General features: G+C 69.4%; 29 protein-coding genes. 10 read left to right on the top strand and 19 right to left on the bottom strand.

The window, feature by feature from the left end:
• Entirely contained in the window at positions 1-165 is a 165-nt protein-coding gene (locus tag A4W93_RS30095; protein WP_157782189.1) for a hypothetical protein, read from the bottom strand.
• Positions 166-196: 31 nt separating this feature from the next.
• Here A4W93_RS30095 and A4W93_RS18810 point away from each other — a divergent pair, with 31 nt between their 5' ends.
• A complete protein-coding gene (locus A4W93_RS18810; protein WP_085752060.1) occupies positions 197-1,258 on the top strand; it encodes a DUF4126 family protein in 1,062 nt (353 codons plus the stop codon).
• Here the strand turns inward: A4W93_RS18810 and dmeF are convergent.
• Positions 1,250-2,209, bottom strand: a complete 960-nt coding sequence (gene dmeF, locus A4W93_RS18805) for a CDF family Co(II)/Ni(II) efflux transporter DmeF (protein ID WP_085752059.1) — start codon at positions 2,207-2,209, stop codon at positions 1,250-1,252. The genes A4W93_RS18810 and dmeF overlap by 9 nt on opposite strands.
• A gap of 44 nt (positions 2,210-2,253) precedes the next feature.
• Between dmeF and A4W93_RS18800 the strand changes: the two genes are divergently transcribed.
• A complete protein-coding gene (locus tag A4W93_RS18800; RefSeq protein ID WP_085752058.1) occupies positions 2,254-2,529 on the top strand; it encodes a metal/formaldehyde-sensitive transcriptional repressor in 276 nt (91 codons plus the stop codon).
• A 19-nt stretch (positions 2,530-2,548) separates the two neighbouring features.
• On the opposite strand, the gene A4W93_RS18795 is transcribed toward A4W93_RS18800, so the two are convergent.
• Both A4W93_RS18795 and A4W93_RS18790 read right to left on the bottom strand, forming a co-directional pair.
• The gene (locus A4W93_RS18795) at positions 2,549-3,043 is read right to left on the bottom strand and encodes a heme-degrading domain-containing protein (RefSeq protein ID WP_085752057.1); all 495 of its coding nucleotides are present in this window, start codon (positions 3,041-3,043) and stop codon (positions 2,549-2,551) included.
• Positions 3,044-3,045: 2 nt separating this feature from the next.
• Positions 3,046-4,242 carry an AGE family epimerase/isomerase gene (locus A4W93_RS18790; protein ID WP_085752056.1) on the bottom strand — a complete coding sequence of 399 codons (1,197 nt, stop codon included), beginning with the start codon at positions 4,240-4,242 and terminating at the stop codon, positions 3,046-3,048.
• A 200-nt stretch (positions 4,243-4,442) separates the two neighbouring features.
• Here A4W93_RS18790 and A4W93_RS18785 point away from each other — a divergent pair, with 200 nt between their 5' ends.
• Positions 4,443-4,853: an OsmC family protein gene (locus A4W93_RS18785; RefSeq protein WP_085752055.1), complete on the top strand. Its 411-nt coding sequence runs from the start codon at positions 4,443-4,445 to the stop codon at positions 4,851-4,853.
• A 21-nt stretch (positions 4,854-4,874) separates the two neighbouring features.
• Here A4W93_RS18785 and A4W93_RS29740 read toward each other — a convergent pair whose 3' ends face one another.
• Entirely contained in the window at positions 4,875-5,045 is a 171-nt protein-coding gene (locus A4W93_RS29740; protein ID WP_157131695.1) for a hypothetical protein, read from the bottom strand.
• Positions 5,046-5,265: 220 nt separating this feature from the next.
• Between A4W93_RS29740 and A4W93_RS18780 the strand changes: the two genes are divergently transcribed.
• Together A4W93_RS18780 and A4W93_RS18775 are read left to right on the top strand one after the other, a co-directional pair.
• Positions 5,266-5,757: a hypothetical protein gene (locus A4W93_RS18780; RefSeq protein WP_085752054.1), complete on the top strand. Its 492-nt coding sequence runs from the start codon at positions 5,266-5,268 to the stop codon at positions 5,755-5,757.
• Positions 5,758-5,787: 30 nt separating this feature from the next.
• Positions 5,788-6,375: a YceI family protein gene (locus A4W93_RS18775; RefSeq protein ID WP_085752053.1), complete on the top strand. Its 588-nt coding sequence runs from the start codon at positions 5,788-5,790 to the stop codon at positions 6,373-6,375.
• 193 nt (positions 6,376-6,568) lie between these two features.
• On the opposite strand, the gene A4W93_RS18770 is transcribed toward A4W93_RS18775, so the two are convergent.
• Positions 6,569-7,675, bottom strand: coding sequence for an acyltransferase family protein (locus tag A4W93_RS18770; RefSeq protein ID WP_085752052.1), 1,107 nt, complete (start codon positions 7,673-7,675; stop codon positions 6,569-6,571).
• 300 nt (positions 7,676-7,975) lie between these two features.
• Here A4W93_RS18770 and A4W93_RS18765 point away from each other — a divergent pair, with 300 nt between their 5' ends.
• Together A4W93_RS18765 and A4W93_RS18760 are read left to right on the top strand one after the other, a co-directional pair.
• Positions 7,976-8,530 carry a DUF1697 domain-containing protein gene (locus tag A4W93_RS18765; RefSeq protein WP_085754235.1) on the top strand — a complete coding sequence of 185 codons (555 nt, stop codon included), beginning with the start codon at positions 7,976-7,978 and terminating at the stop codon, positions 8,528-8,530.
• A gap of 21 nt (positions 8,531-8,551) precedes the next feature.
• A complete protein-coding gene (locus A4W93_RS18760) occupies positions 8,552-8,827 on the top strand; it encodes a DUF2277 domain-containing protein (RefSeq protein ID WP_085752051.1) in 276 nt (91 codons plus the stop codon).
• Here the strand turns inward: A4W93_RS18760 and A4W93_RS18755 are convergent.
• The 6 genes from A4W93_RS18755 to A4W93_RS18730 form a co-directional block, all read right to left on the bottom strand.
• Entirely contained in the window at positions 8,824-9,774 is a 951-nt protein-coding gene (locus A4W93_RS18755) for an IS481 family transposase (protein ID WP_085752050.1), read from the bottom strand. The two genes, A4W93_RS18760 and A4W93_RS18755, sit on opposite strands and share 4 nt — an antisense overlap.
• A gap of 98 nt (positions 9,775-9,872) precedes the next feature.
• Positions 9,873-10,526 carry a glutathione S-transferase family protein gene (locus tag A4W93_RS18750; protein WP_085752049.1) on the bottom strand — a complete coding sequence of 218 codons (654 nt, stop codon included), beginning with the start codon at positions 10,524-10,526 and terminating at the stop codon, positions 9,873-9,875.
• A gap of 46 nt (positions 10,527-10,572) precedes the next feature.
• Positions 10,573-11,703 (bottom strand): porin, encoded by a 1,131-nt coding sequence (locus A4W93_RS18745; protein ID WP_085752048.1) that lies wholly within the window; start codon positions 11,701-11,703, stop codon positions 10,573-10,575.
• A 34-nt stretch (positions 11,704-11,737) separates the two neighbouring features.
• On the bottom strand, positions 11,738-12,973 hold the full coding sequence (locus A4W93_RS18740; protein WP_085752047.1) for a CaiB/BaiF CoA transferase family protein: 1,236 nt from the start codon (positions 12,971-12,973) through the stop codon (positions 11,738-11,740).
• A 16-nt stretch (positions 12,974-12,989) separates the two neighbouring features.
• Positions 12,990-13,973 (bottom strand): potassium channel beta subunit family protein, encoded by a 984-nt coding sequence (locus A4W93_RS18735; protein ID WP_085752046.1) that lies wholly within the window; start codon positions 13,971-13,973, stop codon positions 12,990-12,992.
• Positions 13,974-13,995: 22 nt separating this feature from the next.
• Positions 13,996-14,811 carry an enoyl-CoA hydratase gene (locus A4W93_RS18730; protein ID WP_085752045.1) on the bottom strand — a complete coding sequence of 272 codons (816 nt, stop codon included), beginning with the start codon at positions 14,809-14,811 and terminating at the stop codon, positions 13,996-13,998.
• A gap of 189 nt (positions 14,812-15,000) precedes the next feature.
• Here A4W93_RS18730 and A4W93_RS18725 point away from each other — a divergent pair, with 189 nt between their 5' ends.
• Entirely contained in the window at positions 15,001-15,807 is an 807-nt protein-coding gene (locus tag A4W93_RS18725; RefSeq protein ID WP_169726560.1) for a GntR family transcriptional regulator, read from the top strand.
• 10 nt (positions 15,808-15,817) lie between these two features.
• On the opposite strand, the gene A4W93_RS18720 is transcribed toward A4W93_RS18725, so the two are convergent.
• The 7 genes from A4W93_RS18720 to A4W93_RS18695 form a co-directional block, all read right to left on the bottom strand.
• Positions 15,818-16,213, bottom strand: a complete 396-nt coding sequence (locus A4W93_RS18720; RefSeq protein WP_085752043.1) for a VOC family protein — start codon at positions 16,211-16,213, stop codon at positions 15,818-15,820.
• A gap of 24 nt (positions 16,214-16,237) precedes the next feature.
• Positions 16,238-16,642 (bottom strand): hypothetical protein, encoded by a 405-nt coding sequence (locus A4W93_RS18715; RefSeq protein ID WP_085752042.1) that lies wholly within the window; start codon positions 16,640-16,642, stop codon positions 16,238-16,240.
• Complete coding sequence (locus A4W93_RS29735) at positions 16,643-17,500, bottom strand: hypothetical protein (protein ID WP_157131693.1); 858 nt, start codon at positions 17,498-17,500, stop codon at positions 16,643-16,645.
• A 62-nt stretch (positions 17,501-17,562) separates the two neighbouring features.
• Entirely contained in the window at positions 17,563-17,688 is a 126-nt protein-coding gene (locus A4W93_RS30625) for a hypothetical protein (protein WP_257790059.1), read from the bottom strand.
• 80 nt (positions 17,689-17,768) lie between these two features.
• On the bottom strand, positions 17,769-18,098 hold the full coding sequence (locus tag A4W93_RS18705) for a hypothetical protein (protein ID WP_085752040.1): 330 nt from the start codon (positions 18,096-18,098) through the stop codon (positions 17,769-17,771).
• A gap of 122 nt (positions 18,099-18,220) precedes the next feature.
• Entirely contained in the window at positions 18,221-20,245 is a 2,025-nt protein-coding gene (locus A4W93_RS30285; protein WP_218919153.1) for a peptidase inhibitor family I36 protein, read from the bottom strand.
• Between the two features lie 341 nt (positions 20,246-20,586).
• Positions 20,587-21,633 carry a LacI family DNA-binding transcriptional regulator gene (locus tag A4W93_RS18695; protein ID WP_085752039.1) on the bottom strand — a complete coding sequence of 349 codons (1,047 nt, stop codon included), beginning with the start codon at positions 21,631-21,633 and terminating at the stop codon, positions 20,587-20,589.
• A 112-nt stretch (positions 21,634-21,745) separates the two neighbouring features.
• Here A4W93_RS18695 and A4W93_RS18690 point away from each other — a divergent pair, with 112 nt between their 5' ends.
• Positions 21,746-22,774, top strand: a complete 1,029-nt coding sequence (locus A4W93_RS18690; protein ID WP_085752038.1) for a TRAP transporter substrate-binding protein — start codon at positions 21,746-21,748, stop codon at positions 22,772-22,774.
• Between the two features lie 18 nt (positions 22,775-22,792).
• Positions 22,793-24,676: a TRAP transporter large permease gene (locus tag A4W93_RS18685; RefSeq protein ID WP_085752037.1), complete on the top strand. Its 1,884-nt coding sequence runs from the start codon at positions 22,793-22,795 to the stop codon at positions 24,674-24,676.
• Positions 24,677-24,731 lie beyond the last annotated feature (55 nt).

Here is a 24,731-nt window from a genome sequence, read left to right as displayed (position 1 = left end):
TCAGCCGTGCCCGCCGATGCTGCAGCCGTGGCGGTACGGCTTGCCGCTGCCTTCGTTGTACCGTTCGAACACACGGCCCACGCGCGCCGCGATGTCGTCCGCGCGGAACGCCTCGCGCAGCCATTCCGGGGGGGCAAGGCATGCGCCTTGCCCAGAGGAAGCCATGCTCCCTCCACCCCGACACGAATGGCAGGCCATGCACCGCACCGAAACGAACGATCCTCGACGCAACGGCCTGGTGCTGGGCGCGGCCTCGGGCCTCGCGGCAGGCCTCGCCGGCGCGGTCGCGATGACGGCCTTCCAGGCCGTGCTGGCGCGAGCGCGCATCACGTCCGGTGTGTCGGGTCCCCCGTCCACCGAAAAGGCAGCCGATCGGCTCGCGCTCGCCACCGGCGGGCACGGCATGCCCCGGTTGCGGCGGCCGGCGGCGGGGGAGACGGTGCACAACGTGGTCGGGGCGCTGGTGGGCGGCGCCTACGGTGTCGCGGCGGAGGTGGACCCGCGGGTCACGCGCGGTGGTGGCGCGGCATTCGGGGCGGTGGCGGCCACCGTCGTCGACGAAACCCTGGTGCCGGCGTTCCGGCTCGGCGCCCCCTTCTGGAAGGCGCCGCTCTTCTCGCACCCGTATTCGTACCTCTCGCACGTGGTCTTCGGCACGGTGACCGAGGCGGCGCGCAAGCTGTTCCGGCGCGTCTTCCAACAGGTGCAGTCCGGTGCGGACGTCGTGCTGCGGCAGCCCGAGCCGCCGGTGGTGACCGAACCTCCCGCGCGGGACCCGCAGCCACCGCTGTCGCTCGCCTTTCTGCTGGGTGCCTGCGCCGGCCCGCGCACCAGTGCGCCGCTGGCCCTTGTCAGCTGGGCGGCGCGGCTCGGGTGGATCGACGTGAAGGGTTCGCCGCTCGCGTTCCTCGGGTCGGCCCGCGCGGTGTCGGTGACCACGCCGATGGCGATCGGCGAGCTGGTGGTGGACAAGCTGCCGTCCACGCCGTCGCGCACCCAGGCCGTGGGCGTCGCCGCGCGCGTGGCGAGCGGTGCGGTGTCGGGTGCGGCGCTGGCCGGCGGTCGTTCGCCGCAGGCGGCGCTTGCGGGCGCGGCCGGGGCGCTGGTCGCCACGTTCGTGGGGCATTCGATCCGCACGCAGACGGCCCGTGCCTTCGGGCGGGACTTTCCCGTGGCGGCCGTCGAGGACCTGCTGGCCTTCGGCGGCGCCGCGATGGTGTGCCTGGCGGTGCTGGCGCCGGCGGACCGCTCAGGCTGAAGCCGCAGCCGGGCGGTTCACCTCGACGGAGATGTGGACCAGCTCCTCGTGGACGCCGATCTGCCGGCGGAACGCGTCCGGCGTGGCCGCCGGGTCGTCGGTGGACAGCGCGACGATGCACGCGTATTTCGCGGTGCCCACGCGCCAGACGTGCAGGTCGGTGATCGTGGCCCGGATCGGGCTGGTGTCGATCACGTCGCGGATCTCCTGCACCACCGGGGCGTCCATCTCGGCGTCGAGCAGCACGCGGCCCGAATCGCGCAGCAGGCCGACGGCCCAGGTGCCCACGAGCGCGGCGCCCGCGAGGCCCGTCACCGGGTCCAGCCAGTCGGCCCCCCACAGCTTGCCGCCGAACAGCGCGGCGATGGCCAGCACCGAGGTGGCCGCGTCCGCGACGACGTGGAGGTAGGCGGCCCGGAGGTTCAGGTCCTCGCGGTGAGGGCCGTGGTCGTGCCCGTGGTCATGGCCATGTCCGTGGTGGTGATGGTGCGCGCCGCGCAGCAGCCAGGCGCAGGCGAGGTTCACGAGCAGGCCCACCACGGCGATGGCGATGGCCTCGTCGTAGTGGATCGGCGTGGGCGACAGCAGGCGCTCCACCGACTGGAAGGCCATCAGCAGCGCCACCCCCACGAGCAGCACGGCGCTCGTGTAGCCCCCGAGGATCTCGATCTTCCACGTGCCGAAGGCGAAACGCGCATGGCCGGCGAGGCGGCGCGCGGCCATGTAGGCCACCAGCGACAGGCCGAGGGCCAGCGTGTGCGAGCTCATGTGCCAGCCGTCGGCCAGCAGCGCCATCGAGTTGAAGTACCAGCCCCCGGCGATCTCCACGACCATCATCACCGCGGTGAGCACCACAGCCAGCAGCGTGTTGCGCTCTGCGAGCGGGTTGCCCTCGTCGAACTGGTGGGTGTGGTGCCAGGGCGAGGGGAGGGGGGTGTTCAGCGAGGCCATCCGGATACTGTACCCCAGTATATGGAGGCCCATAGAATGAGGCCATGGGACACACCATCCGAAGCAAGAAGCCCCTGCTGGCGCGGGTCCGCAGGATGAAGGGGCAGCTCGAGGCGCTCGAGCGCGCGCTCGACACCGACGCCGAGTGCGGCGCCGTGCTGCAGCAGATCGCGGCCGTGCGCGGCGCGGTCAACGGCCTGATGGCCGAGGTGCTGGAAGGCCACATCCGCGAGCACCTGGGCTCGGAGACGCTGACGGCCGAGGAACGCCTGGCGGAGGTGGACACCCTCGCCGGCGCCGTGCGTTCCTACCTGAAGTAGCCCTCCCGGGCCGGCCGGCTCAGTCGTCGAGCGCGAGCCCGTCGAGCGGCACGCCGCACAGCGCGGCGATGGCCGCCACGGCCATCTCGTGGTCCTCGCGCTGCGGCAGGCCCGAGACGGTCACGACACCCACCACGCCGGTGCCTTCCACCACCAGCGGCACCCCGCCGCCGTGGTCGCAGTAGTCGCGCGTGGGCAGGCCCATCAGTGCTTCGAGCGAGCTGCCCCCGTGTTCGAACTCGCGGCCCACGCGGTACGAGCTGCGGTGCATCAGCTCGACGGTGTTGCGCTTGCGGCGGGCCCAGTCGGCGTTGACCGGTTGCGTGCCGGCCATCGCGTGGAAGTACACCGTGTGCCCGCCGAGGCGGATCTCCACGGTGACGGGCGTGCCACGCGCCTCGGCGTCGGCGCGCAATCGGGTGCCGAGGGCCCAGGCGGTGTCGTTGTCGAAGTGCTTGAACTGCAGGCGCTGCTCCTGCAGGGCGAGGCGTTCGAGGTCGCGGGTGATCGTCATCGTCAGGCTTCCAGTGCGCGCAGCACGTCGTGGCAGGCGCCCATCGTGTGGTAGTCGGTCTTGCCGGCCGGGCTCTTCTCGTCGCCGTACTTGCGGTTGTCCGGCGTGAGGATGCGGTACCACGCACCGTGGTCGTGGTCGACGAAGTGGGCCCAGCTGTAGGTCCAGAGGCGGTCGTACGCGTCCCAGTACGCGGCGTCGCCGGTGCGCACGGCCAGCAGCGCCGCGGCGGCGAAGCTTTCGGCCTGCACCCAGAAGTACTTGTCGGCGTCGCACACCTGGCCACCGGGCTCGAAACCGTAGACGAGGCCGCCGTTCCCGAGGTCCCAGCCGTGGCGCATCGCCGTGTCGAAGAAGTGGCGGGCGCGGGGCACGAGCCAGTCGGGGCGTTCGGCCTCGGGCAGGTGGGCCTCGAGCTGCAGCAGCAGCTTCGTCCACTCGGTGAGGTGGCCGGTCTGGAAGCCCCACGGGCGGAAGATGTTGGTCTTGTCGTGGCGGTTGTATTCCCAGTCGACCTGCCAGTCGGGACCGTAGTGTTCCCAGACGAGCCCGTCGGCCAGCGCGGCCTGGCGGCCGGTGATGTTCTGCGCGAGCAGCAGCGCGCGGTCGAGGTACTTGCGGTCGCCGGTGGCGTCGAACGCGGCGAGGTGGGCCTCGCACGCGTGCATGTTGGCGTTCTGGCCGCGGTACGGCAGCACCTGCCAGTCGGGCGTGGCTTCGTCGGCGTACAGGCCGTGGGCCGGTTCCCAGAAGCGCTGCTCCATCAGGCGCCATGTGGCGTCGAGGCCGGCGGCGGCCTCGGTCACGCCCGCCTTCAGCGCATGGGCATGGGCCAGCAGCACGAAGGCGAGGCCGTAGCAGTGGTTCGTGCCGTCCTGGACGGTGGCCACGCCATCGTGCCAGTCGATCTGCCACGCGTAGCCGCCCTGGGGTTGCGCGTGGGCCGTCTGCAGGAAGGCGAGGCCGTGGCGCACGGCCTGCAGGTCCTCGGGGCGGCCGAAGCGGCGGTACGCCGTGGCGTGGTTGAAGACGAAGCGGGTGCTGCTGACGAGGTGGCGCGTGCGCCGGTCGTAGACGGTGCCGTCGTCCTTGAAGAAGTGGAAGAAACCGCCGCTCGGGTCGAGGGCGCGGCCGTCGTAGAACGCCAGGGTGCGGCGGACATGGGCCAGCAGGAAGTCAGGGCTGCGGAAGTCGGGCATGGGTGGGCCACGGTAGGGAGGGAAGCTGCGTAGCATAGCCGCCGGCAGCGTTCCTCGGCGGCCGGTCTCCCCCTTCCGGACAGGCAGGGGAAGTCCCGTGAGGGGGGCGCGGGTCGGGGCGGGCGGCGCGACAGTCGAGCCCTGGCCCCGGGTTTACAGTCGGACCCTCCTGGCCCCCACACACGACGGACATCGCCGCCATGACCACCACACAAGCCTTCTGGGACAAAGCTTCGGGCGCCACCGCCTGCGAAGTGTCCTTCTCCGATCAACAGACACTGTCGGCCGACCTCGAGCCGGCGGTGGGTGGCCTGGGCGGCCCCACGCCCCACGACATCCTCGATGCCGCGCTGGCGGCCTGCACCACGCTGACCCTGCAGCTCTACATCGCCCGCAAGGGCATGGCGGTGCAGCAGTTGCGGGTGGAGGTGTCGCACGCGAAGAACGGCAACCAGAACGTGATGACCCGCTCGCTGCAGGTCACCGGCACGCTGACCGAGGAAGAGCAGGCGAGCCTGCTGCGCATCGCCGAGGCGTGCCCGGTGCACAAGACGCTCACGGCCGGGTCGTCGATCGTCACCCTCACGCGGGTGGTGGGCGCCGCCGGCTGACGGCGCCGCGGCCGCGCGAGGTCAGCGCCGGCTGAACAGCGCGGCCAGCTTGCCCAGCAGCCCGCCGCCCACGTGGATGTGGGTGAGCGTGGGCAACGTGCGGCGCGGCACGAGTTTCGAGCGCGTGCGCCGGGCGGCGGGACCTTGCGGGGCGGTGAACGGGGTCGGGACGGTGTTCTGGACGAGTTTCATGGCAGCCCTTTCGGGATGACGGCGAGTGACGACAGCATCGCGCGCCGTCTCGCGTGTCGCATCCAGCGCACAGGGTGTTGACAACTCCCTCTTCAGGCCTAGGCACTGGCTGCGGGGCACCGCCCGGTCCGCCGAAAGAGGGGGGCGCGGCGAGACCGCAAGGGTGGTGCGGCGCGGCAGCCGGCCGCGCACAGTGGCGGCACACCGCCGGAGCCCCGCCATGCCCTCGCCCCTCCCGTCCACCGCCGACCGCAACCCTGCCCACGCCGCGCTGCACCTCGTGCCGCCGGCGACGTCCCCCGCGCACCTGCTCGACGAGGCGGACGATGCCGAATTCATCGAGCTGCTGGGGCGCTTCCGCGACAGCGGGGGCCTGGCCAACCTCGCCGAGGTGGCGTCGATCGCCGCGACCCGGGGCCGGCCCGTGCCCACCGCGGCGGCCATCGCCGCGCGGTCGCTGCTCGCATTCGCGTGGCAGGGCACGTGGTGGCTGCCGCTGTTCCAGTTCAACCTGGCCGACATGAGCCCGAAGCCCGGCATGCAGGAAGTGCTCGCGGAACTCTCGCGCGTGTTCGACCGCGTCACGCTGTCGCGGTGGTTCCTGCAGTCGAACTGCAGCCTGCGCGGGCGCGCGCCCGTGCAGGTGATCGACGTGACCCCGGACGACGTGGTGGCCGCCGCGCGGCTGGACCGGTTCGTGGCGGCCGGATAATCGCGGACCCGTCACGCTTCTGGAGTCACGATGATCAAGGTCAGCCTGCTCGCCGCATCCGTCGCCACCGCCCTCGCGGCCGCGGCCGCGTCCGCTTCCGCGGCCCCCGTCACGTACAACCTCGACCCCACGCACACGTTCCCGAGCTTCGAGGCCGACCACATGGGCATCTCGGTGTGGCGCGGCAAGTTCAACAAGACCGAGGGCAAGGTCGTGCTCGACAAGGCCGCCGGCACCGGCCAGGTGGACCTCACCGTCGACATCGACAGCATCGACTTCGGCCTCGACATCATGAACGCCGAGGCGAAGAAGCCCACGCTGTTCGACGCCGCGAAGTACCCGAAGGCCACCTACAAGGGCAAGCTCGACGGCTTCACCAACGGCGTGCCCACGCAACTGGTGGGCGACCTCACGCTGCATGGCGTGACGAAGCCGGTGGCGCTCAAGATCAACTCGTTCAAGTGCCTTCCGCACCCGATGCTCAAGCGCGAATTGTGTGGTGCCGACGTGGTCGGCACGCTCAACCGCGACGAGTTCGGCATCGATGCCGGCAAACCCTACGGTTTCCGCATGGATGTCACGTTGCGCATCCAGGTCGAGGCCATCGCCGCTGAATGAGCCAAACGGATCGGCTTGTCAAGAGGAAAAGCCGGACACCCGGTGCGGCGAACGGAACAGGCTGTCCCCACGACCGGTGGACAGCCATGTGAACAACTCGTTGAAGAACCTCGGGAAGCCGCACCAGCACTGGGTTTCCACTGGATCGCCTCAGATTGAGGCAGTTTGATGACGGTGCGGGAAAATCGGGAGTTCAGAGCACCCGCCCGACCCCCGGCACCCTCAGCAGCAGGCCTGCCAGCAGGAAACACAGGGCACAGGCCAGGCTGCCGGTGAGCGCGAACTTGAGCAGCGCGGGCCACGCCAGTTCGCGCCCGGCCAGGGCCACGGCCACCAGCACCGGCGGGTGGATCACGTAGATCGCGAAGGCGCGCCGCGCCAGCGCCGCACCGAAGCGGCCCGACGGCGCGGTGCGGGCCTGCGCGTGCACCAGCAGGGTCAGCACGATGCCCCACGCCACGAACGGTTCCCAGAATGCGTAGACGGCGGCGGCGAGCGACACCCCGCCCATCGGGTCACCCATCGGCAAGGGCGCGAAGGCCAGCAGCAGCAACGGCAGCGCGCACCACGCGACCCGGCGCCAGGTGCGCGCCGCGGCGGGCGGCACGGCGAGCCACCAGCCCTGCTCGGCGGCGGCCATCCCGGCGGCGAAGAGGATCATGTAGCTCGCGAAGTAGCCGAACTGCAGGCCCCACACCGAGGTTCCCACCGGCCACACGAGGCGCAAGGCGAATGCCAGGGTGCCGCAGGCGAGGGCCGCGGCGAGCAGCACGGTGTTCGAGGGGAAGGGGCGAGACTGGAGGGCGGAGGGGCGCAGCGTGTGCCTCAGCGCCGCCACGGCGCTCATCGCGAGCAGCGCGGTGGCGAACCACAGCGGGCCGGGGAAGAAACGCCCGCTGCGCCAGGCCCACAGCAGGGTGTCGGTGAACGCGGTGCCCCGGGGCGTCTGGGCGAGGGCCACGGTGACGGGGCCGAGCAGCCAGCCGAACACCACGAGCGGAATGCCCAGGCGGATCACCCGGTCCCGGAGGAAGCCGGCGCTGCCCTTGCGTTGCAGCGCGCCGGGCACGTAGGCCCCCGCGATCAGGAAGAACATCCCCATGAACCAGGCCTGGTTGACCGCGCAGAAGATGCCGAAGGCCTCCGCGGTCGGAGATTCGTTCGACGACCGCTCCCGCCAGAACCATCCGCCCGGGCCGCCGTAGGTGATCGCGGCGTGGTGGAACACCACCAGCAGGGTCACCCAGGCCTTCAGGCGGTCGATGCCGGGGTGGCGGAGGGGGGCTGCCGGGGTCGTCATGGCGGGGGAGTATGGCCGGAAGGAGTTGTTCACACGGTGGGCGTTTTCCTGTCCCCAGCGTCCGTGGACATCCATGTGAACAACTTGGTGACGGATCGCGAGACCCCCGATCACCACTGGGGATTCCTTGGATTGCTCGAATATCGGGCAGTGGAAAACCCGCTTTCCCCAGGTGCCGTGGACATCCATGTTGACAACTTGGTGACGGATCGCGAGAGCCCCGATGCCTATTGGGATCGGGTTGGATTGCCCAAGGATGAGGCAGTGGACGGTTCGTGCTGCGGCACAATGGCGCCCCCGATGCGCTACGCCGTTTTCCTCCGCAATGTCAACCTCGGCCGACCGAACGCGCCCACGCGCGAGCAGTTCGAGGCGGCGTTCCTGCACGCCGGCGCCCGCGAGGCCACGTCGTTCCTCACGAACGGCACGCTGGTCTACGCGCCGGGCGACGGCGTGACGGCGCAGGCGGTGTTCGAGGGCGCCTACCGCACACTGCAGTCGGTGTGCGGCTTGCGCGAGCCGGCCTTCGTGCGCACGGTGGACTACCTCGCCGCGCTGGTGGCGCTGGACCCGTTCGCGGGGATCGACCGCGGCAGCGTGTATGCGTTCTGCGTGTCCTTCCTGCTCGACCCGTCGGTCACCCCGCCCGTGCTGCCGCTCGCGTCCGCACGCCGCGACGTGGAACTGGTGCGGGTCACGCCCGGCGAGGTGCTGAGCGTGAGCCGCCAGGTGATGAAGGCGCCGGGCAGTCCGAACGCCTTCCTCGAGAAACACCTCGGTTCGCGGCTGTCCACGCGCGAGTGGAACACCATCACCCGGCTCGTGAAGCGGTTCGGGCAGGCGGGGGTAGGATGACCCGTTGGAGGTGATTCATCCATGTGCCGGAACATCAAGACCCTGTTCAACTTCGAGCCGCCGGCCACCGAGCTGGAGATCCGGGACGCCTCGCTGCAGTTCGTGCGCAAGCTGAGCGGCTTTTCCGTGCCGTCGAAGGCCAACGAGGCCGCGTTCGACCGGGCCGTGGCCGACATCGCCGCGGTGGCGCGCACGCTGATCGATTCGATGGTCACCACGGCCGAGCCGAAGGACCGGGCCGTGGAGGCCGAAAAGGCGAAGGCCCGTTCGGCGGAGCGCTTCGGCGCGCGGGCCTAGTTGTGAAGCGTCAAGAGGTTGTATCTCGGCCCGGGTAGTCGAGAGGCCGGCGGCACGCGACCGATGCCGTGGTGAGGCCGGTGCCAGTTGTAGTGATGCTGCCAGCTGTGCAGGACTTCGCGTCGCTCCTCGGAGTTCCGGTACGTCCAGCCGTAGGCCCACTCGCGCAGGGCCGACTGGATGAAGCGCTCGGCCTTGCCGTTGGTTTGTGGACGGTAGGCGCGAGTGAACTTCTGCTGGATGCCCAGCTGCTCGCAAGCGGCCCTGAATAGCTTGGAACGGAAGGCTGAACCGTTGTCGGTCAACAGCCGCTTGATGGTCACGCCCAAACGGTTGTAGTACGCCACGGCATCGCGCAGGAACTGCACCGCGCTCTCTGTGCGCTCGTCGGGGTGCATGGCCGTGAAGGCCACGCGCGCGTGGTCGTCTACTGCGACGAACAGGAACTCCCAGCCTGCGCCATTGACCGAGTCGCGGCGATTGCCGGTTACGCGATGACTCGGGCGCTCGATGCGTCCAAGCTTCTTTGTGTCGATGTGCAGCAGGTCGCCCGGCTGCTTGTGCTCGTATCGCTGTACGGGCTCGCGCGGCTCCAGGTCCGAGAGCTTGGACAGGCCGGCCCGTGCCAGCACACGGCTGACGGTCGCCTCCGACACGCCGACGCTCTTGGCGATGCGCGATTGCAGCATCCGGCGCTGGCGCAGTTCAACGATAAGCAACGCCTTGCCCGGCTCGATACTCCGGGGCGAGCGAGCCGGCCGAGACGATGCATCAGCCAGGGCGGCAACACCTCCTGCCAGGTACCGCCCCAGCCACTTCCTGGCCGTGGGGGGCGTTACCCCGTGCTTGGCGGCCGCTTCACAGGCGCTCAGGCCCTGCTCGGTCATTTCTTTGACCATCTCCGCTCGGCGCGCGTAGGTAAGTCGGGCATGCTTATGGGTGTTCATCCGGTTGGGCCCCTTGGGTGGATTGGGTGTTTGGCGACTTCCAGTCTCTCAAACCCAATCCGGATGAACACCGGATACAACCTATTGAAGCATCACACCTAGTCGCGGTCGGGCGCCCCCAGCGGGAAGTACGGCCGGTACTTCCGCGCTTCATCCACTGCGCGAGCGAACGACGGCCGCGCCAGCAGCCGCTGCCGGTACGCCTTGACGTTCGGGCAGTCGTCCGGGATCGGGTGGGTCCAGTCGGCATAGAACAGCGCGGGCGCCGCGGCGCAGTCGGCGAGGCTGAAGGTGCTGCCTGCGGCCCACTCGCGGTCCGCCATCACGCGATCGAGCCAGCGGTACGACGTCTCCAGCATCGCCTTCGCCTCGTCCACGCCGTAGGGGTCGCGCACGGCCTCGGGCCGGATCGCGTTGAACACCACCTTCTGCTGCGGCGTGGACACGTAGTTGTCGAAGAAGCGGTCCATCGTGCGCACGTCCAGCGCGGCTTCGGGCGTGTCGGGCACGAAGCGCACCGGGCCGCGGTGCGCGTGGTCGAGGTGCTCGATGATCAGGCTCGCCTCGAGGATCGTGCGCCCGCCGTCCACCATCACCGGGAAACGCTTCATGGGCCACAGCGCGGCGAGCTCCTCGTTCGCCTTCGGATCCTCGAGCGTGCGGTACTCGAAGGCGGTGCCGTTCTCGTAGAGGGCGATCAGCACCTTCTGGCAGTAGGACGAGAACGGGTGGGCGTAGAGCTTCGGGGGCATGGCGGGCACCGGGGGTCGACGACCGTGCACTGTACCGCGCCGGGGCTCAGAAGGTGTGGTTCATGCCGAGCTGCAATGCCTGCGCCGACTCGCCGGGCGGCGGTGCGAAGTTCGACGACGAGAAGTTGTAGGTGCCGTTGTTGCCGTTGCGGATGTGCACGTAGGTGAGGTAGATCGCCGTGCGCTTCGAGAGGTTGTGGACGTAGCCGGCGCCGTCCTGCGACGGGTCGAAGTCGGTGGCGCCGCGGTCGTTGCGGTGCACGTGCGAGTACTTGAACGTGTGCACGCCGAAGGCCCACGTGAAGCCGAGCAGCCAGTCGTCCACGCGCCGGTTGACCTCGGTGTTCGCGGCCGTGGTGCCGAATCGGTCGAAGTGCTGCGAATGCACGATGCCCATCAGCCGGAAGCCTTTGACCGCCTCCCAGCCGCCGCCGATCGCCCACACGCCCAGGCGGTTGTCGGGCGCGGTGGTGCCGGGCGAGAGCCCCGGCGACCCGCCGAGCGGGTTCTTCGCCTCGGCCACGGCCAGGCTGAACTGCAGCGGCCCTTCGCGGTAGCCGGCGCCGAGGCCCGCGTACCGCGCGCCCGACCCTTCGGACGGCGCAGCCTGCGCATAGGCATACATGCCCTTCACCACGGTGGGCGGGAGGTGGTACGCCACGATGTTGCTGGCACGGCTCAGCGTCATCGGCGCGAGCGACGGCGTGTACCAAGACTGGAAGTTGGTGGCGCTCGCCACGCCCACCGTCGCGAACGGGTCGAAGAGGTACACGGGGATGAACGTGGTGACGTAGTCGCGGCCCAGGCGCAGTTCGCCGTACGGCGAGTGCAGGCTCAGCGTCGAGCGCCGGTTCCACGCGAATCCGCCGGTGGCCGTCTGCCCGCGCGGCTGGTTCGTGAGGTTCGTCGCCGTGCCGGTGCCCGTGCCGAGGTTGATCTGCGACTCGATGTTGAATCCCGCGCGCCAGCCGCCGCCCAGGTCCTCGTTGCCCAGGAAACCGATGCGGCTCGCGTTGAGGCCGCCGTCCCGGATCTGCCATTGCCCGCCGCGGCTGCCGGCCTGCAGCCGCACGATGCTCGCGTCGGCGATGCCGTAGAGCGTGAGCTGTGCCCGGGCCAACGGGACGGCGCACACGGACAGGGCGAGGGCGCACGCCCCCCACAGGGACCACTTCATCGGGACCTCCTCGGCAGGAAGGATCAGGGGACGTTCAGATCACGCGCTGGGCCCTCATCGCCGCGATGTCCTCGGGCGCGTAGCCGAGCGCGGAAAGCACGCTGTCGGTGTGTTCGCCCGTGAGCGGCGCCGTCGAGCGGATGCGCTTTGCATGGCCCTCGACGTTGATGGGCGAGCCGAGCAGGTGTGTGTCACCGAAGCGCGGGTGGCGCACCGGCAGCGCCATGCCGAGGTGTCGCACCTGCGGGTCGGCGAAGACCTGGCCGATGTCGTAGATGGGGCCGATGGGGATGCCCGCGGCGTTGAGCGCCTCGACCCAGTGCGCGGTATCGCGCTTCAGCAGTTCGTCACCGATGGCCGCGTGCAGCCGGGCGCGGTCTTTCGCGCGGCCGCGCTGGGTCTGCCATTGCGGGTCGGCCGCCCAGTCGGTGCGGCCGGTGACTTCGCACAGGTGCTTCCATTGCGCCGACGACGAGGCGCCCAGCGCCACGTGGCCGTCGCTCGTCGCGAAGACGCCGGTGGGCACCGCGGTGGGATGCGCGTTGCCCACCGCGCGGGGCACCACCTGGTCCACGAGGAAACGCGTGGCCTGGAAGTCGAGCATGAAGATCTGGCTCTCCAGCAGCGAGGTGTGGACCCAGGCACCTTCGCCGGTGCGCTCCCGCGCGTAGAGCGCCATCATGATCGCGAGGGCCAGCGTGTTGCCCGCGGTCACGTCGGCCACCGCGATGCCGGTGCGCAGCGGTGGCGTGCCGGGTTCGCCCGTCACCGACATCGTGCCGCTCATGCCCTGCGCGATCTGGTCGACGCCGGGGCGGTCGGCATACGGGCCGGTCTGGCCGAAGCCGCTGATGCTGCCGTAGACGATGCGCGGGTTCACCGCGCGCACGTCCTCGTACGACACCTTCAGGCGATGTTTCACCTTCACGCGCATGTTCTCCACCACCACGTCGGCCTCGCGGGCCAGCGCGAGGAACGCGGCGTGGCCTTCGGGCGATTTCAGGTCGAGTGTCACGACGCGCTTGTTGCGGTGCAGGTTCTGGTAGTCGGAGCCGTCGCGGCGGCCGATCACCTCCTCGCTGCCGTCGTCGGGCGCCTGCACGCGGATCACGTTCGCACCCCAGTCGGCCAGGTGGCGCACGCAGGTGGGGCCGGCGCGGGCGAGGGTGAGGTCGATCACGATCAGGCCGGCGAGGGGCAGGGTGCGGGTGTCGTCGGCATCGGGGGCGGTGAGGCGCTCGCGCGCCGTCGAGTCGGGTCGGGTCGTCATCGGGCGGGGTGTCCGTTCACTCGCAGTGGGGGAGGGAGATGGTGTCGATGCGGGCGAGCACGTCGGGCGTGAGCTTCGGCACGACGTCGAGCGACTTCAGGTTCGACTGCAACTGCGCGACGCTGGAGGCGCCTGTGATCACGGTGCTGACGTGTTCGTTGCGGGCCACCCAGGCGATGGCGAGCTGGGCCATGCTGCAGCCGAGGTCGGACGCCACCTCGGCCAGTTGCGCCACGGCCTCGTTGCGCCGCGTGTCGGTCAGGTGGTCGCGCAGGAAGGCCATCTCCGCGCGGGCGCCACGGCTGCCGTCGGGCACGCCGTCGCGGTACTTGCCGGTGAGCAGGCCGCTCGCGAGCGGGCTCCACGTGGTGAGACCGAGGCCGATGTCGCCGTACAGTCGGCGGTACTGGTCCTCGACGCGGCGGCGGTGGAACAGGTGGTACTGCGGCTGCTCCATCACCGGCTTGCGCAGGTGGTGGCGCTCGGCGATCTCCCAGGCCGCGCGGATGTCGCCGGAGCTCCATTCGCTCGTGCCCCAGTAGAGCGCCTTGCCGCGGTCGATCAGGTCGCTCATGGCCCACACGGTTTCCTCGATGGGCGTGTGCGGGTCGGGACGGTGGCAGAAGACGAGGTCGACGAAGTCGAGCTGCAGCCGTCGCAGCGAGCCGTCGATGGCGTCGAGCAGGTACTTGCGGTTGAGCGTGTTCTTCCGGTTCGGCGCGACCTTCTCCTTGCGCGCGAGGCCCAGGTAGAACTTGGTGGACACGACGTAGTTCAGGCGCGGCCACTTCAGCGCCTTCAGCGCCTGGCCCATCACCTCCTCGCTGCGCCCGTCGGCGTAGGCCTCGGCGTTGTCGAAGAAGTTGATGCCGCCGTCGTGCGCGGCGGCCATCAGCTCGACGGCGGCGGCCACGTCCACCTGGTTGGCGTACGTGACCCAGGAGCCGAGCGACAGTTCGCTCACTTGAAGGCCACTGCGGCCGAGGTGTCGGTAGTTCATGCGTGGGGGCCCTGGTGATGGGTCAACGACCGGTGAAGCGCGGCGTGCGCTTCTCCATGAAGGCGCGGCGGCCCTCGACGGTGTCCTCGGCGAGCGCACACGCCCGGGCGATGTCGGCGATGGCGCCCAGGTCGCGGTCGGCCGGGTCCTTCAGCGCCTCGCGGATGGTGAGGCGCGCGGCCGCCACCGACAGCGGCGCGTTGGCCGCGATCTGCCGGGCGATGTCGTGCGTGGCCGCCTCGAGTTCGTCACCGGGCACGGCGCGGTTCACCAGGCCGATGCGTTCCGCCTCGTCGCTGCCGATGCGCATCGCCGTGAACATCAGCAGCCGCGCCCACGACGGCCCCACGGCCTGCATCAGCAGGCGCATGCCGTCGAACGGGTAGGCGATGTTGAGCTTCGCGGCGGGGATGCCGAACTGGCTGCCGTGGGCGGCGAGGCGGATGTCGGTGGCCAGCGCGAGCCCCAGGCCGCCGCCGATGCAGTACCCGCGGATCGACGAGATCGTGGGGCGCGGGAAGCCCGACAGCAGCCTGCGCCACGCGCCCGCGCGCCGTTCCATCTCGGCGCGGGCCTCCGGCGTGCGATGGGTTTCCTCGAACTGGCTGATGTCGCCGCCCGACACGAACGCCTTGCCACCTTCACCCGTGAGCACCAGCACACGCACGGTGGCGTCGTCACGGGCGGCCTGCAGCGCGAAGCCGAAACCCTCCCACATCTCGACCGACATCGCGTTGTGCTTCTCGGGGTGGTTGAAGCGGATGGTGGCGATGCCGTCGTGGCAGTCGAGCAGGATGCGGCCGTCCGCATAGCGTTCTGAAGAAGGGCTGTCGTGCATGTTGTCCCGGGTTCCCGTCGGCTTCGATGAAACGTATCATTCGATAAGTCCATGAATAGGCTTTTGGGGTTAACACCGTGTTCGGAAGGAATCCCGGAAGACAGGACGTGGCACCTTGTGTTCTGCAGGCCGATCGGTGGGAACGCCCTTGCTTTTCAAACCCGGGACGCGGCTGCCGGCCGCCATGCGATGACGAACGACGAAAAACCCTCCAGCCGATTCGGTCTTTCCGGCACGCCGCTCGATGTGTCGAGCGGGATCGCGCTGAACGTGCAGCTGGCCGAACTGTTCCGCTATCAGGTGCTGTCGGGCCAGTGGCCCGCCGGCCACCGGCTGGACAACTTCGAGGTGCTGGCCGCGCGCTACCGCGTGGCGCGCATCACGGTGCGGCAGGCCGTTGCGCGGCTCGTTCACGAGGGGCTGCTGAGCGCGCAGCGGGGCCGGGGCACCGTGGTCCTGCCGCATGCGGCGCCGGCCGCGCTGGCCGCGCCGCGGGTGGGAGGCACGTGGACCGACGAGGCGCAGATCCGCCTCGTGCACAAGCAGCGCGTGACGGCGCTGCCCGACGAGTTCCGTGGCGACTTCGAGGTCTTCGATTCGTACGTCGAGATCGCGAAGCTCCACACGGTGCGCGACGCACCGTTCGCGATGGTGCGGCTGTTCGTGGCCTCCGAGATCTACCGCCACTTCCCGCGGCGGGCCGCCGAGACGTCGAAGCTGCTGCGCCTGATGTTCGTCCACGGCGGCGAGTCGGTCAGCCAGTTGCGCCAGCGCCTGACCGTCGAACCGGCCGACCTCGTGCAGGCCCAGCACCTGCACTGTGCGGTGGGTTCACCCGTCGCGCGCATCCTGCGCCAGCTGCACGGCGCCGACCGCCGCGTGGCCTACAGCGCGCTGTCGTGGTACCGCGGCGAGTCGTTCGAGATGGACATCACGCTGCCGCGCGACCTGGTAGAGGACAGTTCGCCGGCGCTGATCGCGCCGCGGGCGAGGTGAACGGGGCCGGCTACCGGCCGCCCACGGGCGTGCAGAGCTCGATGAGCGTGCCGGCGGGGCAGCGGACGTAGGAGACCACTTGCCCCCAGGGCTTGCGGACCGGCGCGGTGAGTTCCTTCGCGCCATGGTGGAGTGCCCGTGCGTGCGCCGCGCCTATGTCGTCGGTGACCAGACCCAGCTCCATGCCCAGCGGCTTCTCGGACTCGGAGGCCGCGACGTGGCCACCCGCGAAGTTGCCATGGCCGAGTTCATGCGCGGCGAAGGCCAGGGTCGTCTCGCCCGTGGCGAGTTCGCCGTAGGTGCCGGATTCATGGAGGAACTTCGTTTCGAGTCCGAAGGCGGCGGAAAAGAACTTCAAGGAAGCCTCGACGTTCGGGACGTAGAGGATGGTGTATCCGAGTTTCATGGGGTGTCCTTGGTCGAAGGGGATCTACTTCGGGTTGACGGCGCTGTGCAGCACCTCGCCGTCGTGTGCCACGTGGATGAATGCCTGCCCTCCGAACTGCGCCTGGCACGCTCCGACGACCCAATGTGTGAGGGTGCACTCGAGCGAGAACGAGGGTTTCCAGGACAAGCCATGCGCTGCTGCGAACGTCCTCGCCCGCATCAGCGCGGTCAGTGGGTCGAGGATCGCTTCGTGCGGCGTGGGTTCCGGGATGGCGCGACCCGAAGCCACATCGACCCGCACGGTGAGATCGGCATCCGCACAGACCTCCCAGCGACCTTCTTCGAGGTGGATCATGAACGGCGGCCGCCAGGGCCAACCTCGCAGGGTGGCAGTCGTCGCGGCGACTTGGAAGGCTTTGATCTCGTCGGTTGACATGTCGGTTGTCATCTAAGCTGGCTTCCCGGACTGCAGGTTCAAACGGAAGGGGCGCCATCCGCCGGGCGGATCCCATTCCGCGCTGCCCTCGACCGCATCGCCGACGACCCGGTGCACGATGACACCATCGATCGCGAGATCGGTGGTTCGCCACACCCGTTCTCCGGCGGCGTCGAAGCACAGGAGTTCCGAGGCGGAACTCACCAGCACCGAGCGGCCAAGCGCCTTCGAGTCGAGGTCTTCGGCCGTGAACAGGTGACCGAAGTAGCCCGCAAGCGGGTACGAGGCGACTCGGCCCGTCATGGGCGATACGACGGCAACCTGCTGCCCGTAGCCGACATACACGACGTCGCCGACACATCGCACATCCTGGAAACCGGATTCGCCGAGGCCGTCGCACAGGTCGATTCGCCAGCGCGTTTCGGCGCCTCTGCAGACCTCGACTGCGGCACGAGCCGGCGATCCGCTCGGTGACGGTTTTCCCAGCACGAACGTCGCGACATGCGGTCCGCCACTTGCGGCTTCTGCCGCCATGAAGGCTGCACGCATCTGCGCCGGATGACCCGAGACGAGAGGCGGTTCGTCGCAACGCTTCTGGAACGTCCACGACCGGGCCTCGATGTGGATGACATCGCCCGATTGGAGTTCGAGTTCGTACGCTCGCGGGGAGACCTGCCTGGTCGCGTTGACAGCACAAGACGGGCCCCAGGGTTCCTGCCTCGGAACGCTCAACACGTTGAATCCCTCGAACCGCAGCACATGGGTGCCCGAAATGCCCAAGCGAAGCGTCAGGTCGCAGCGCCCCGTTTCGTGGCAGGCATGAACGGAGGACAGCGTCGCATCGTGAAGGGGAAGGTCGTCGAATCGCATCGGTCGGCGAGCGAAGGGGGCGGGTTGCCATTTTGCAGCGTTGACCATTCTCCGCGCTCGCATCAGGAGGAGGCGTTCTGCTCCGGACCGCAGACGTGCATGAGCACGTCAGGCAACGTCTTGAGCTGGGCGAAGGCCGAGGTGACAAGCACCCCTTGGATGAGCGCGGCGATCAGAAGATGCTTCATTCGGGGTCGGGAACGTTCCGCTGCTGCGACGTGCCATCGTGAAGCCTGCGACGTCCCGGCTGGACGAGGGCGCGTCGCTTTCAGGGCTGGATGATCAGTGTGCCGCGGCCGAAGCGGACCCCTCGTCCATCGACATCCACTTCGGCCCAGTCGCTCCGGTTGTCGCTCTCGCAGTCGTCCATGACCCGGTACTCGGAGTCTTCGCATCGTGTCGGGGGCATGACTCGGATGATCGATCGCGGGACGATGCCCCACTTCTCGCACAGCTGCAGTTGCTGGCATGCCAGGTCCAGCTCGTTCATCATGCCGACGAGCTGGGAAATGGCGTGATGGTCCGTGCGGGGCGTGTGCTCCAGGTCGACCTTCAGTTCGTCGTGAAGCCGACGAAGATGCCCGATCGCGTTCTGCATGTTCGACTCCTGAAGTGGGCGGCCTGCTGCCGGTGACGGTGATTGTCGCTCGGGGAGGGATGGGCGGACGCCAGGATCCACCCGCCGGGCACCGGGCACCGCCCGGAGTCCGGCGGGCCACGTCAGCGGCCGTGCACGGAGCGCACCGCGTTCAGGCCGTCCGAGCGGATCAACTCGAAGCTGCCGCCCGCGGGCAGGTCGGCGGTCGGAAGGGTGGCCGAGCCACCGCGAAGGTCCTGCGCCAGCGTGCGGCGCTCGCCGCCGGTGCCCACCCACGTGACCGTGAGGAACGCGTGGCGCGTGGCATCCCACGTCAGCCGCAGCGTGCCGGCGGCCTCCTGCACCTGCGTGGCCACGGCATCGCCGGCTTGAAGCCGCTGCGCCCGTGCCTGCGTGTTCAGCAGCACCTTGCCGTCGCGCACCACCGTCACGCTCTGCACGGCGCCGGGATTCGGAACGGTGAAACCGAAGTGCTCGGTGCTCGCGTCGTGGTCCAGCGTGCGTGGCGCGAACGGGTACTCCACCGTGCCGGTGTCCGCGACGATGCGAAGGGTGTAGTCACCCGCCGCGGGCACGCGCGGCTTGCCCGAGAGCGACTTCACGGGGTTCAGCTCGCCGGTGCCGTCGGCACGGATCTCGCCGCTGATCAGCAGCAGTTCCTGCACCGCTGCCGTGGTGTCCCGATCGCTTCCCGCGGCCAGCACCTGCCGGTCGGTGGGCGTCAGGTAGGTCTGCATCTGGCGGTAGTTGTAGTCGGAGAACACCTGGCCGCCGCAGTAGCTCATGATGTCGTGCCGGTCGGTGGGCCGCGGGTCGTAGAAGGTGTTCGTGTCGCTCAGGTACGGCCACACGTAGCGGCCCGGCTTGCCGAGGTTGGCGTCCGGGTACGGGTAGTTCGGGTCGGGGCTGCCGGCGCCGCCGCACGCGGCGTGGGGCAGCGAGAAATTGTGGCCCAGCTCGTGCGCCACCACGTCGCGCACCGAGGTGGGCGCGCTCGGCATGTCGAAGCCCACGCCCGCGCTGCCGCGGAGGTAGGCCAGGCCGGCGAGGCCCCATGTGCGCTTGGGGATGAAGCCGAAGTAGTGGTCGTGGTCCTGCGCACCTTCGAGGGTGTGCAGGTCCGCCAGCTCGCCGAGGATCTTGCCGAAAGCATCGCTCCAGCCGGAGTCGGTCGTCGGCAGCGTGGTCACCCGGCCCGACGTGTAGGTGGCGTGGTTGCGCACCGTCACGCTGGCCACGGGGAACAGCGCCTGGATGTGCGGCCCCTGGTTGGCGGGCACCTGGCCCGAGGTGCCGCCGATGCGCACGGAAATCGGAACCAGCGTCATCGGCACGCCGCCGCCCACCCGCGGCGTGAGTGTCGTGGGCGTGGTGTCGCCCACGTTCACCGTGAGGCGCAGGCCGGCTTTCACGAACTCGGCGGGCACCGTGGCGGTGTACGAATCGGTGAAGCTGGGCACGGCCGGCGTGGTCGCGGGCAGGTCGCCGGTGGGCAGGGTCAGCACGATGTCGCGCGTGGCGCCGCCATTGACGTTGCTCACGCGGAGGACGCCTGTGGGCTTGCTGGCCTTCGGGTTGCTGCCCGTGATGTTGACCTTGATGAGCGCGGCCTTGTTGGCCACGAGCACCAGGGCGCTGTCGTTGCTGTTGAACAGCAGGGATTGGGCGATCTGGATGCTGGCCACCGGGGACGGGCCCGTGGTGGGCGGGGTGACGGGCGCCGTGACCTTGAATGACGACGCGGCGTCGTTGAAGCCGAGGGCCACCAGATTGGCGTTGTCGGCCGACAGCGTGGTCGACCCGCCGCCGTAGTTGATGTGCTGGAACAGCTGCACCTTGTACCCGGCCTGCACCTTCACCGAAGAGATGCGGTCGTTCCACGCCGAGCCCACCCACGCCGAATCGGCCCCGGAGCAGTAGCTGGCGCCCTGGTAGTTGACGTGTTCGAAGAAGCAGACCGGGCCGCCGGCGGCCGTGGCTTCCGCGACCTCCGCCGCATCCGATGCGCTCGCGTCGGTCTCGGTGGCGGTGCCAGCGCCGCCGCTTCCGCCACCGCCGCAGGCGGCGAGCAGCGCCAGGGCGGCCAGGGCCGTGGCGGTGCGGGGCGTGGGGCGGATGCGCGCGGAACGTTGCAGGTCGTTGTTCACCAGGGTGTCCTCTCTTGTTGGAATGGGCGCGCGGTCAGGGGCGATCGCGGCCGCGGCATCTTCGGCCACGCATGGCGATTCCCCGCGTAACGCGGTTCCGCAGTTCTGTAAGAGATTGCTCGGGGTGAATGCGGTCCGCCAGGGATCGCCCCGACCGCGTGTACAGCCGATGCGCGCTCGCGTGTGGTATCGGTTCCATCGATGAGGCGCGGCTTTGGAGGTGATCCGGGACGGCACACCTCGACACACACTCTTCGCATCCGGATGGCGTGTCGCGACGCGGGCCGTTCGTCACCGTCGCGTTGTGGCTGGCGCTGCGGTCGCTCCCGCGACCGCACTGCTCAGGGCAGGTTCTCCCGAAAGATCACCTGACTCCGCACATGCTCCACCCCGCTCAGCACATCCCGCCGATCCCGCAGGTTCGCGAAGATGCGCACGCAGTTCGCCACCGCGCCTTGCGGGTTCTGTGTGATCACCGCATCCATCGTGCCGGCGATCAGCAGCGCGCGGGTGTCGGGCGTGAGGCCGTGGCCGATGAACACGGGCTTGCAGGCGGGGGACAACTCGTGGATGGCCCGGCCGATGCCTTCCGCGCCGCCGCCGATGTTGTAGATGCCCGCGAGGTCGCCGTGCTGCTGGAAGAGCGCGCGGGCCTGTTCGTAGTTGCGTTCGGCGTCGTCGCGGCCTTCGCGCAGGCCCACCACGCGCACCTCCGGGTACTGCTCCTCGAACAGGTGCAGGAAGCCGGCCTCGCGTTCCTCGTGCGCACGGTAGCTGAGCGAGCCCGCGATCATCGCGACCTTCGCGCCGCGTGTGGCGGCCGGCCCCATGAACCGCGCGATCAGGTAGGCCGCGGTGCGGCCCGCGGCGCGGTTGTCGAGGCCCACGTAGGCGGCGCGGCGGGAGTTCGACAGGTCGGAGATCAGCGTGACGGTGGGCACGCCGCGTTCGGCGAGTTCGGCGACGGCTTCGCGCACGAGCGGGTGCTCGAGCGCCATGAAGGCGACGCCGTCGGACCGCTTGCCTTCCTTCAGCAGGTGCTGCGCGAGGGCCTCGGGGTTGAAGGCCTCGATGAAGACGGCCTGGCAGCGCACGTTGAACGGGGCCCACTGCTCGTGGGCGTAGCCGATCAGGTCGCCCAGCATGCGCAGGAACCGGTTGCTGCCGGCGGGGATGAGGAACGCGATGCGCAGCGGCTTCGGCGCGGTGGCGTCGGCCAGCTGGGCCTGCGACACGTACCCGAGCGCCGTGGCCGCCTGCATCACGCGCTGCACGGTGCTCGGGCGCACGCCGCCGCGGCCGTGCAGCACGCGGTCGACGGTGGCGAGGGAGACCTGGGCGCGTTCGGCGACGTCTTCAATGCGTGGAAACACCTCAGATCCCCTCATCTGTCTGGTTTGACGGGTGCGTGACTGGCTCTTACTCTACAGGCTCTTACGGGGTAGCGGGTGAATGGACCCCCTGGAAAACCCTCAGAACCCCTCAACGGAGTCGAGCGTCATGAATCCCACTTCCTTCCTGTCGAACCGCCGCACCGTGCTGCGCGGTCTCGGTGCCCTCCCGGTCGCTTCGGTCGCCGGCCTGCCCCGCATCGCGCGTGCGGCCGAGTTCTCGCTGAAGTACGGCAACAACCTGCCGGTCACGCACCCGCTCAACATCCGCGCGCAGGAAGCGGCCGACCGCATCGCGAAGGAAACCAAGGGTCGCGTCGAGATCAAGATCTTCCCGAACAACCAGCTCGGTGGCGACACCGACATGCTGGCCCAGGTGCGTTCGGGCGGCATCGACTTCTTCACGCCGTCGGCACTCGTCATCGCGACGCTGGTGCCGGTGGCCGCCATCAACGCCGTGGGCTTCGCGTTCTCCGACCGCAACCAGGTGTGGAACGCGATGGACGGCAAGATCGGCGCCCACGTGCGCGCGGCCATCGGCAAGATGCGCCTGCACGCGTTCGAGAAGATGTGGGACAACGGCTTCCGCCAGATCACGAGCAGCAAGGGCCCGGTCACCAGCGCGAAGGACATGGACGGCCTGAAGATCCGCGTGCCGGTGAGCCCGCTGTCGGTCAGCATGTTCAAGGCCCTGGGCGCCGCGCCCGCGAGCCTGCAGTTCAGCGAGGTGTACTCGGCGCTGCAGACGAAGATCGTCGACGCGCAGGAGAACCCGCTGCCCATCATCCAGGTGGCCAAGCTGTACGAGGTGCAGAAGAACTGCTCGCTGTCGAACCACATCTGGGACGGCTACTGGTTCATCGCCAACGGCCGCATGTGGGAGAGCCTGCCGGCCGACCTGAAGACCATCGTCTCCACCGCGCTGAACGACGCGGGCCTGCAGCAGCGCGAGGACATCCGCAAGCTCAACGACACCGTGCAGGCCGACCTGCAGGCCAAGGGCCTCGCGTTCAACACGTCGTCGCCCGACACATTCCGCGCGAAGCTGCGCGACGCGGGCTTCTACAGCGAGTGGAAGGGCCGTTTCGGCGCCGAGGCCTGGGGGCTGCTGGAGCAGTCCGTCGGCAAGCTGGCCTGACGGGCCGGGACCGTTCCCATGTCGGTTTCCCTCGTGCAGGACTCCCAAGCCCGCGTGGCGGCGTCGAACCCGGTCGGCCAGTGGGCCGGCCGCATCGACCACGGCCTCGGCTCGCTCGTCGAATGGATCGCCGCGCTGCTGGTGCTGGTCGAGATCGCCGTGCTCTTCGCCGGTGTCGTGGCCCGCTACGTGTTCCACCAGCCGCTGGTCTGGTCCGATGAACTGGCCTCGATGCTGTTCCTGTGGATGTCGATGCTGGGGGCGGTCGTGGCGCTGCGCCGCGGCGAACACATGCGCATGACCGGCATGGTCAGCCGCGTGTCGCCAGGCACGCGCGCGCTGCTGGAGACGCTGGCGCTGACCGTGCCGCTCGCATTCCTGGCCCTCGTGATGTGGCCGGCCTTCGAGTACGCCTACGAGGAGATGCCGGTCGTGAGTCCGGCGATGGAGATGAGCAACGCGTGGCGGGCCAGCGCCATTCCCGTGGGGCTCGCGCTGATGGCCGTGATGGCCGTGTTGCGGCTCGTGCGGCTGCACGAGCCACGGCACATCGCCATGGCGCTCGGCGCCACCGTCGTCGGCGTGGTGCTGTTCTGGCTCGCCGCACCGGTGTTCGCGCCGCTCGGCAAGTTCAACCTCGTCATCTTCTTCGTCATCATCGTCGCGGCCTGCGTGTTCGGCGGCGTGCCCATCGCGTTCTCGTTCGCGCTGGCCACGTTCGCGTACCTCGGGCTCACCACGCGCACGCCGATGCTCGTGATGGTGGGCCGGCTCGACGAAGGCATGTCGCACCTGATCCTGCTCGCGGTGCCGCTGTTCATCTTCCTCGGCGCGCTGATCGAGATGACGGGCATGGCCCGCGCGATGATCCAGTTCCTCGCGAGCCTGCTGGGCCACGTGCGGGGCGGCCTGTCGTACGTGCTGATCGGGGCGATGTACCTCGTCTCGGGCATCTCGGGCTCGAAGATCGCCGACATGGCGGCCATCGCGCCGGTGCTGTTCCCCGAGATGAAGGCGCGTGGCGCGAAGCCGGGCGACCTGGTGGCGCTGCTGTCGGCCACCGGCGCGCAGACCGAGACCATCCCGCCGTCCATCGTGCTGATCACGATCGGGTCGGTGACGGGGGTGTCGATCGCGGCGCTGTTCACCGGCGGGCTGCTGCCGGCCGTGGCGGTGGGGGTCTGCCTGTGCGCCGTCGTGTGGTGGCGCTACCGCAACGAGGACCTCTCGGGCGTGCGCCGCGCGAGCCGCGGCGAGATCGGCCGCTACCTGCTCGTCGCGCTGCCGGCCATCGCACTGCCGTTCGTGATCCGCGCCGCGGTGGTGGAGGGCATCGCCACCGCCACCGAGGTGTCGACCATCGGCATCGTGTACTCGGTGCTCGTGGGCATCTTCATCCACCGCCAGTTCGACGTGAAGCGCCTCAAGCCGATGCTGATCGAGACCGCCTCGCTCACCGGGGCCATCATCTTCATCGTGGGCTGCGCCACGGCGATGGCCTGGGGCCTCACCCAGTCGGGCTTCTCGCACGACCTCGCCGAGGCGATGAAGGCGATGCCCGGTGGTGCGATCGGTTTCATGGCGATCTCGATCGTGGCGTTCATCGTGCTCGGCAGCGTGCTCGAGGGCATCCCCGCGATCGTGCTGTTCGGCCCGCTGCTGTTCCCGATCGCCCGGGCCGTGGGGATCCACGAGGTGCACTACGCGATGGTCGTGATCTTCGCGATGGGCATCGGGCTGTTCGCACCGCCCTTCGGCGTCGGCTACTACGGGGCGTGCGCCATCTCGAAGGTGCACCCCGACGAAGGCCTGCCGCACATCGGCGGCTACATGTTCGCGCTGTTCGTGGGCCTGGTGATCGTCGCGGCGATCCCCTGGATCTCGATCGGCTTCCTGAAGTGAAACCCGGGGCCGGTGTTTCGCCACGCCGGCCCGCAACCCCCAACCGCGAAAGATC

The organism is Piscinibacter gummiphilus, from assembly GCF_002116905.1.
Lineage (GTDB): Bacteria > Pseudomonadota > Gammaproteobacteria > Burkholderiales > Burkholderiaceae_C > Rhizobacter > Rhizobacter gummiphilus.
Note: the sequence above shows the minus strand (reverse complement) of the source record. Positions and strands in the feature narration are given on the sequence as shown.

Excerpts from the sequence above, each read along its gene's own strand:
- A4W93_RS18705 (WP_085752040.1), bottom strand. The coding sequence starts at position 18,098 with ATGCAGAACGCGATCGGGCATCTTCGTCGGCTTCACGACGAACTGAAG.
- dmeF (WP_085752059.1), bottom strand. The coding sequence starts at position 2,209 with ATGGCCTCGCTGAACACCCCCCTCCCCTCGCCCTGGCACCACACCCAC.
- A4W93_RS30625 (WP_257790059.1), bottom strand. The coding sequence starts at position 17,688 with ATGAAGCATCTTCTGATCGCCGCGCTCATCCAAGGGGTGCTTGTCACC.
- A4W93_RS18720 (WP_085752043.1), bottom strand. The coding sequence starts at position 16,213 with ATGAAACTCGGATACACCATCCTCTACGTCCCGAACGTCGAGGCTTCC.
- A4W93_RS18800 (WP_085752058.1), top strand. The coding sequence starts at position 2,254 with ATGGGACACACCATCCGAAGCAAGAAGCCCCTGCTGGCGCGGGTCCGC.
- A4W93_RS30095 (WP_157782189.1), bottom strand. The coding sequence starts at position 165 with ATGGCTTCCTCTGGGCAAGGCGCATGCCTTGCCCCCCCGGAATGGCTG.
- A4W93_RS29740 (WP_157131695.1), bottom strand. The coding sequence starts at position 5,045 with ATGAAACTCGTCCAGAACACCGTCCCGACCCCGTTCACCGCCCCGCAA.
- A4W93_RS18760 (WP_085752051.1), top strand. The coding sequence starts at position 8,552 with ATGTGCCGGAACATCAAGACCCTGTTCAACTTCGAGCCGCCGGCCACC.
- A4W93_RS18690 (WP_085752038.1), top strand. The coding sequence starts at position 21,746 with ATGAATCCCACTTCCTTCCTGTCGAACCGCCGCACCGTGCTGCGCGGT.
- A4W93_RS18735 (WP_085752046.1), bottom strand. The coding sequence starts at position 13,973 with ATGAACTACCGACACCTCGGCCGCAGTGGCCTTCAAGTGAGCGAACTG.
- A4W93_RS18685 (WP_085752037.1), top strand. The coding sequence starts at position 22,793 with ATGTCGGTTTCCCTCGTGCAGGACTCCCAAGCCCGCGTGGCGGCGTCG.
- A4W93_RS18715 (WP_085752042.1), bottom strand. The coding sequence starts at position 16,642 with ATGACAACCGACATGTCAACCGACGAGATCAAAGCCTTCCAAGTCGCC.
- A4W93_RS29735 (WP_157131693.1), bottom strand. The coding sequence starts at position 17,500 with ATGCGATTCGACGACCTTCCCCTTCACGATGCGACGCTGTCCTCCGTT.
- A4W93_RS18785 (WP_085752055.1), top strand. The coding sequence starts at position 4,443 with ATGACCACCACACAAGCCTTCTGGGACAAAGCTTCGGGCGCCACCGCC.
- A4W93_RS18740 (WP_085752047.1), bottom strand. The coding sequence starts at position 12,973 with ATGACGACCCGACCCGACTCGACGGCGCGCGAGCGCCTCACCGCCCCC.
- A4W93_RS18750 (WP_085752049.1), bottom strand. The coding sequence starts at position 10,526 with ATGCCCCCGAAGCTCTACGCCCACCCGTTCTCGTCCTACTGCCAGAAG.
- A4W93_RS18775 (WP_085752053.1), top strand. The coding sequence starts at position 5,788 with ATGATCAAGGTCAGCCTGCTCGCCGCATCCGTCGCCACCGCCCTCGCG.
- A4W93_RS18765 (WP_085754235.1), top strand. The coding sequence starts at position 7,976 with ATGCGCTACGCCGTTTTCCTCCGCAATGTCAACCTCGGCCGACCGAAC.
- A4W93_RS18810 (WP_085752060.1), top strand. The coding sequence starts at position 197 with ATGCACCGCACCGAAACGAACGATCCTCGACGCAACGGCCTGGTGCTG.
- A4W93_RS18755 (WP_085752050.1), bottom strand. The coding sequence starts at position 9,774 with ATGAACACCCATAAGCATGCCCGACTTACCTACGCGCGCCGAGCGGAG.
- A4W93_RS18745 (WP_085752048.1), bottom strand. The coding sequence starts at position 11,703 with ATGAAGTGGTCCCTGTGGGGGGCGTGCGCCCTCGCCCTGTCCGTGTGC.
- A4W93_RS18795 (WP_085752057.1), bottom strand. The coding sequence starts at position 3,043 with ATGACGATCACCCGCGACCTCGAACGCCTCGCCCTGCAGGAGCAGCGC.
- A4W93_RS18695 (WP_085752039.1), bottom strand. The coding sequence starts at position 21,633 with ATGAGGGGATCTGAGGTGTTTCCACGCATTGAAGACGTCGCCGAACGC.
- A4W93_RS18730 (WP_085752045.1), bottom strand. The coding sequence starts at position 14,811 with ATGCACGACAGCCCTTCTTCAGAACGCTATGCGGACGGCCGCATCCTG.
- A4W93_RS18770 (WP_085752052.1), bottom strand. The coding sequence starts at position 7,675 with ATGACGACCCCGGCAGCCCCCCTCCGCCACCCCGGCATCGACCGCCTG.
- A4W93_RS18780 (WP_085752054.1), top strand. The coding sequence starts at position 5,266 with ATGCCCTCGCCCCTCCCGTCCACCGCCGACCGCAACCCTGCCCACGCC.
- A4W93_RS18725 (WP_169726560.1), top strand. The coding sequence starts at position 15,001 with ATGACGAACGACGAAAAACCCTCCAGCCGATTCGGTCTTTCCGGCACG.
- A4W93_RS18790 (WP_085752056.1), bottom strand. The coding sequence starts at position 4,242 with ATGCCCGACTTCCGCAGCCCTGACTTCCTGCTGGCCCATGTCCGCCGC.